Below are 5,588 nucleotides of genomic sequence, written 5' to 3' on the forward strand. Positions count from 1 at the left end.
CGGTCGGCCGGGAAGCCCGAGATCACGTCGCGCTGCTCGGCGACCACCCGCCACAGCGCCTCGGGCGAGTCCACCCCGCCCGGGAAACGGCACCCGATACCGACGATCACGATCGGATCGTTGGTGCCCTCCTCCAGTTCGCGGACCCGCTGACGGGACTGGTGGAGGTCGACGGTGAGGCGCTTGAGGTATTCGACCAGCTTGTCGTTGTCCGTGGTTGTCATGGTGATGATGCCCCCGTAGGCGTCGTGAAGCTGTGCGTGCGCGCGGCCCGCGCACGGCCGCCCGGGAGACGTGCCCGGGCGTGCCGCGCGGAGCGCACGGGATGAGCAGGACGTGGGTCCGGTCGGCGCGGAAGCGGATCAGAGTTCGGAGTCGATGAACGCGAGGAGTTCGTCGACCGACGCCGACTGGACCCGTGCGGTCAGATCGTCACCGTCGGCGATCGGGCCGGGTACAGCGTTCGAATCGGTGGAGTCGGCTGATTCCGCAGCGGCAGGGACCAGCTCGGTGTGCAGGTGGGCCACGACCGCCAGGGGCGTCGGGCAGTTGAAGAGGAAGGTGGCGGGCAGCCGCAGATCAGCGCTGGTCTGCAGCCTGTTGCGCAGTTCCACGAGGGTGAGCGAGTCGCAGCCCATGTCCTTGAAAGGCCGGTCGGCGGGGATGCCGGCCGCGGAGGACCGGCCGAGTACGGCCGCGGTCTGCACCCGGACGAGATCCAGCAGCAGTTCCTCCTGCTCGGCCGGGCTCAGTGCGGCGAGCCGGTCGCGCAGGGTCCCGGCGGTCGGGGACGCGGCGGTGGTCGACGTCCGGGCCGGCCGCGGTGCGGCCGGGGCCAGGTCCCGCAACACGGCGGGCAGGTGCGGTCCCGAGGCCCCGAGCGCGGCACGGTCGAAGGATGCGGGCACGAGCGCGGCGGTGTCCACGCGCAGCGCCGCGTCGAGCAGGGCCAGGCCCTCCGCCCGGTCGATGGGCGAGAGGCCGGTTCTGGCGATCCGCCCCCGGTCGGCTTCGGACAGGGCGCCCGCCATTCCGGCGGCGCCCGGCCTCCCCGCGGTGTCCGCCCACATCCCCCAGGCCAGGGAGAGCGCGGGGAGGCGCTGTGCCCTGCGGTGCTGTGCCAGGGCGTCCAGGTAGGCGTTGGCGGCGGCGTAGTTGCCCTGTCCGGCGCCGCCGATGACGCCCATGACGGAGGAGAACAGGACGAAGGCCGCGAGGTCCTGGTCCGCGGTCAGTTCGTGCAGGTGACGGGCCGCGGTGGCCTTGGCGGCGAGCACCGTGTCGAGGCGCTCGGGGGTGAGCGCGGTGACGACGCCGTCGTCGAGCACCCCCGCGGCGTGGACGACGGCGGTGAGCCGTACGCCGGTCAGCAGCTGCGCGAGCGCGTCGCGGTCGGCGGTGTCACAGGCGGCGAGGACGACCTCGGCGCCCGCCCCGGTGAGTTCCGCCGCGAGTTCCCCGGCGCCCGGCGCGTCGGGGCCGCGACGGCTGACCAGCAGCAGACGGCGGGCACCGTGCTCGGCGACCAGGTGCCGCGCGACCAGTCCGCCGAGGGCACCGGTGGCGCCGGTGACCAGGACCGTCCCGTCCGGGTCGAGGGCCGCGGGCAGGGTGAGGACGACCTTGCCGACGTGCCGGGCCTGGCTGACGTGGCGGAACGCCTCCGGCGCCCGGCGGACGTCCCAGGTGCTGAGCGGCAGCGGGGTCAGCGCCCCCGACGACAGCAACCGCAGGACGGTCGTGAGCAGTTCGGCGATCCGCTCGGCCGGTTCCTGGAGCAGGTCGAAGAAGCGGTAGTCCACCCCGGGGTGGTCGGCCGCGACCTGTCCCGGGTCGCGCAGGTCGGTCTTGCCCATCTCCACGAAGCGGCCGCCGCGCGGCAGCAACCTCAGGGAGGCGTCCACGAACTCACCGGCGAGGGAGTTCAGCACGACGTCCATGCCGCGGCCTTCGGTGGCCGCGCCGAACGCGGCCTCGAAGTCCAGGGTGCGGGACGACGCCAGGTTCGCCCCGCCCAGGCCGAGGGCTCGCAGGGCGTCCCACTTGCCGGGGCCCGCCGTTCCGTAGACCTCCGCCCCCAGGTGCCGGGCCAGTTGGACGGCGGCCATACCGACGCCGCCCGCGGCGGCGTGGATCAGGACGCGCTCGCCCGCGGCCAGGCCGGCGAGGTCGACCAGGGCGTGGTAGGCGGTCAGGAACACGATGGGGGCGGACGCCGCCTGCGCGTACGTCCAGTCGGCGGGCATGGCGGCGACACGCCGCTGGTCGGCGACGGCCACCGGTCCGAACGCCCCGGAGAACAGGCCCATGACCCGGTCGCCGACGCCGAGACCGGTGACGCCGGGCCCGACCTCGGTGACCACCCCGGCCCCCTCGAGGCCGAGCGGACCGGGGTCGCCGGGGTAGAGACCGAGGGTGTTCAGCACGTCGCGGAAGTTGACGCCCGCGGCGCGCACCGCGATGCGTATCTCGCCGTCGCCCAGCGGGGCCAGGGCCTCCGGACAGGGCTCGAGCGCCAGGCGGTCCAGGGTCCCGCGGTCGCGCACCGTCAGCCGCCAGGCGGTCACCCCGGCAGGGGGGACCAGGGCACCGTCGGCCGTCGCCCGGCCGAGCCTGGGCACCAGCAGCGCCCCGTCCCGTACCGCGAGCTGCGGCTCCGCGCCGATCAGTGGCAGTGCGGTACGGCAGTCGGCCGCCGACTCCACGTCCAGCAGCCCGACCCGCCCGGGGTTCTCGGTCTGCGCCGAGCGTGCCAGACCCCATACGGCCGCGCCGTCGGGGTCCACGTCGGCGTCCGGCGCCGTGGCCACGGCCGCCCGGGTGACGAGCACCAGCCGGGAGTCGGCGAGCCGGTCGTCGGCCAGCCATGCCTGGAGCAGGGCGAGCGCGCGGTGCACGGCGGGCCCGGTACCGGCCGCCGCACCGTCCGCGGGGTCCGCGAGCGGCGCGAGGACCACCGCGGGGGCGGGGAGCCCCGCGTCGAGGGCCCGGCCCAGGTCCGCGAGGTCGGCGTACCCCGGGCCGACGCCCAGGTCGACGGGGCCGAGTGCGGCGGCCGAGGGGGACGGTTCCGGGCCCTCCGCGACCGGTTTCCAGACCAGGTGGTGGAGCGACCGCGGAACGGTCACGTCGTCGCTCACCGGGCGCAGGACCAGCTCCTCGACCTCGGCGATCACCGCGTGGGACTCGTCCAGCAGGGTCAGCGACACCGCGTCCGGTCCGGTGGTGGTGACCAGGGCCCGGGCGGTGCGGGCGCCGGGCCGGTGGACGGTCACGCCGCGCCAGGAGAAGGGCAGCAGACGGCGGCCGCCGTCGTCCAGCGCGGTCATGACGACCGGGTGCAGGGCCGCGTCGAGCAGCGCCGGGTGCAGCCCGTAGGAGGCGGCGTCGGTGACGGACGGCGGCAGAGCGACCTCGGCGAGCAGGTCCGCGCCGTCCCGCCACACGGCGCGCAGGCCCCGGAAGGCCGGACCGTAGGCGTACCCCGCGGCGGCCAGTTCGTCGTAGCGGCCCTCGAGGGGCAGGGGCTCGGTCCCGGCGGCCCGGCCCGCGGCGGTCGTGGGGGCTCCGTCGTGCGGGGCGAGGGTGCCGGTGGCGTGCAGGGTCCACGGCCCGGTGGTGCCGTCCGGCGTCTCGGTGCGGGCGTGCACGGTCAGCGCGCGCTGACCGTCGTCGCCGGGCGCGGCCACGACGACCTGCACCTCGGTGCGGCCTTCCTCGGGAAGCACCAGGGGGGCGACCAGGGTGAGTTCGGCGACACGCGGCGTACCGGTCCGCGAGCCGGCGCGGACGGCGAGTTCGAGGAAGGCGGTGCCGGGCAGCAGGACCGAGCCGAGGACGGCGTGGTCGGCGAGCCAGGGGTGGGTGCGGCGGCCGAGCCGGGCGGTCAGCACGGTCTGCCCGGATTCGGCGAGTTCGACGGCGGGGCCGAGCAGCGGGTGACCGGCCGGCCCTTCGGTGCCGTGCGCGGTCAGCCAGTAGCGCTCCCGCTGGAAGGCGTACGTGGGCAGGCCGGGCGTCCGCCCCGGTCCGAACACGGCGTGCCAGTCCGGGCTTCGGCCGCGGACGTGCAGGGCGCCGAGTGCGGTGGCCAGGGTGCGGCGCTCGGACCGGCCGCGGCGCAGCACCGGGACGAACGCCAGCGCGTCGTCGTCCAGGCAGTCCCGGCCCAGTGCCGACAGCACGCCGTCCGGGCCGAGCTCGAGGAAGGTACGCATCCCGAGGTCGTGGAGTGCGGCCAGACCGTCGGACATCCGTACTTCCCGGCGCACTTGCCGGACCCAGTAGTCGGCGGTGACGTCGACGGGGCGGCCGGTGACGGTGGACACCATGGTGATGCGCGGCTCCGCGTACCGGATCCTCGCGGTGACGGCGGCGAACGCGTCGAGCATCCCGTCCATGCGGTGGGAGTGGAAGGCGTGACTGACGACGAGCCGGCGCGTCTTGCGGCCGGCGGCGGCCAGCGTGGCGGCGACCTGTTCGACGGCCTCGACGTCGCCGGAGAGGACGACGGCCGTGGGGCCGTTGACGGCGGCGACGCCCACCTCGTGCTCACGGCCTTCCAGCAGTGCGCGGACCTCGTCCTGCGACGCCTGGACGGCCGTCATCGCCCCGCCGGGCGGCAGGGCCTGCATGAGCCGACCGCGCGCGGTGACCAGGGCGCAGGCGTCGGGCAGGGTGAGGATCCCGGCGACGTGGGCGGCGGCGAACTCGCCGATGGAGTGGCCGAGCACGGCGTCCGGCGCCAGGCCCCGGTGCTCCAGCAGGCGGAACAGCGCCACCTGGAGGGCGAAGAGGGCGCTCTGCGTGTTCTCGGTCCGGTCGAGTGCCTCGGCGTCGTGGAACATCACCTCGCGGATCGGCGGTGTGCCGGGCACGGAGCCGCGGCAGGCGTCGAGTTCACGGCACACCGCGTCGAGGGCGGCGGCGAAGACCGGCTCGGTCTCGTACAACTCGCTTCCCATGCCGACGCGTTGGCTGCCCTGGCCGGTGAAGAGGTAGGCGAGGCCGTCGTCGGGACGTGCCGTGCCGAGGGTCAGGGCGGAGTGCGGTTCGCCGCGGCCGAGCGCGGCCAGCGCCGCGACGGCCTCGGCACGGTCCTCGGCGGTGACGGCCGCCCGGTGGTCGAGGGAGGCACGGGTGGTGGCCAGGGCGCGGCCGAGGTCACGGGTGGACACGTCGTCGAGGGTGTCCAGCGCGTCGACGAGGGCCGCGGCCTGGGCGCGCAGCGCCGGTTCGGTGGGGCCGGACAGCACCCACAAGGGGGTGGAGACGTCGTCCCCGGGGTCGGTCCCGGGCGTGGCTGGTTCGGTGGGGGGTTCGGTGAGGATGACGTGGGCGTTGGTGCCGCTGATGCCGAAGGAGGAGACGCCGGCGTGTCGGGTCTTGTTCTCCTGGGTGGGCCAGGGGCGGGGTTCGGTGAGCAGTTCGATGCCGCTGGTGGTCCAGTCGACCAGTTCGCTGGGTTTGGTGATGTTGAGGGTGGCGGGGAGCTGGCCGTGGTGCAGGGCCATGACCATTTTGATGACGCCGCCGACGCCGGCGGCTGCCTGGGCGTGGCCGAGGTTGGATTTGAGGGAGCCCAGGAG

At 75.2% G+C, this 5,588-nt stretch carries 2 protein-coding genes; both read right to left on the reverse strand.

Going from position 1 to position 5,588, the window contains the following annotated elements; translation table 11 throughout:
* Positions 1–224: polyketide synthase docking domain-containing protein (locus FHS37_RS38560; RefSeq protein ID WP_184829969.1), on the reverse strand; the 224-nt coding region annotated here is incomplete at its 3' end.
* A gap of 138 nt (positions 225–362) precedes the next feature.
* A complete protein-coding gene (locus tag FHS37_RS38565) occupies positions 363–5,585 on the reverse strand; it encodes a type I polyketide synthase (protein ID WP_280528482.1) in 5,223 nt (1,740 codons plus the stop codon).
* Between the last annotated feature and the right edge of the window lie 3 nt (positions 5,586–5,588).

Origin of the sequence: Streptomyces griseomycini, from assembly GCF_014203535.1 — a bacterium.
In the GTDB taxonomy this organism is placed as follows: Bacteria; Actinomycetota; Actinomycetes; order Streptomycetales; family Streptomycetaceae; genus Streptomyces; species Streptomyces griseomycini.